1 protein-coding gene is annotated in these 1,194 nt (G+C 64.7%); it reads left to right on the forward strand.

Annotated features, from left to right (window positions below; all coding sequences use genetic code 11):
- Positions 1 to 1,176 (forward strand): elongation factor Tu (gene tuf / locus DDZ14_RS19180; protein WP_109426572.1); only part of this gene is annotated, 1,176 nt, incomplete at its 5' end.
- Between the last annotated feature and the right edge of the window lie 18 nt (positions 1,177 to 1,194).

Raw genomic sequence — 1,194 nt, forward strand, 5'->3', positions numbered from 1 at the left:
ATGGCAAAGGCAAAGTTTGAACGCACGAAACCGCATGTGAACATCGGGACGATCGGGCATGTTGACCACGGGAAGACGACGCTGACGGCGGCGATCACGAAGTATTTCGGGGATTTCCGTGCCTATGACCAGATCGACGGTGCGCCGGAGGAGAAGGCGCGGGGGATCACGATCTCGACGGCGCATGTGGAATACGAGACCGAGGCGCGGCACTACGCGCATGTCGACTGTCCGGGCCACGCGGACTACGTGAAGAACATGATCACGGGCGCGGCGCAGATGGACGGCGCGATCCTGGTGGTGAACGCGGCCGACGGTCCGATGCCGCAGACGCGCGAGCACATCCTTCTGGGCCGCCAGGTCGGCATCCCGGCGATCGTGGTCTACATGAACAAGGTCGACCAGGTGGATGACGAGGAGCTTCTGGAGCTCGTGGAGATGGAGATCCGGGAGCTTCTGTCGAGCTACGACTATCCGGGCGACGACATTCCGATCATCAAGGGCTCGGCGCTGGCGGCGATGGAAGGCCGCGATCCGGAGATCGGCGAGAACTCGATCCGCGAGCTGATGGCGGCGGTGGACGAGTACATCCCGACGCCGGAGCGCGCTGTCGACCAGCCGTTCCTGATGCCGATCGAGGACGTGTTCTCGATCTCGGGGCGCGGCACGGTGGTGACGGGGCGTGTCGAGCGCGGCGTGATCAACGTGGGCGACGAGATCGAGATCGTGGGCATCAAGGACACCCGCAAGACGACCTGCACGGGCGTCGAGATGTTCCGCAAGCTTCTGGACCGCGGCGAGGCGGGCGACAATATCGGCGCGCTGCTGCGCGGCATCGACCGCGAGGCGGTGGAGCGGGGCCAGGTGCTCTGCAAGCCGGGCTCGGTGACGCCGCACACGAAGTTCGAGGCCGAGGCCTATATCCTGACCAAGGACGAGGGCGGCCGGCACACGCCGTTCTTCGCCAATTACCGGCCGCAATTCTATTTCCGCACCACGGACGTGACCGGGACGGTGACGCTGGCGGAAGGCACCGAGATGGTGATGCCGGGCGACAACGTGTCGTTCTCGGTCGAACTGATCGCGCCGATCGCCATGGAAGAGAAACTCCGCTTCGCCATCCGCGAAGGCGGCCGCACCGTCGGCGCCGGCGTGGTGTCGAAAATCATCGAGTAAACATTCGGGTTCGACGCA

The organism is Maritimibacter sp. 55A14, assembly GCF_003122205.1.
Classification (GTDB): domain Bacteria; phylum Pseudomonadota; class Alphaproteobacteria; order Rhodobacterales; family Rhodobacteraceae; genus QEYE01.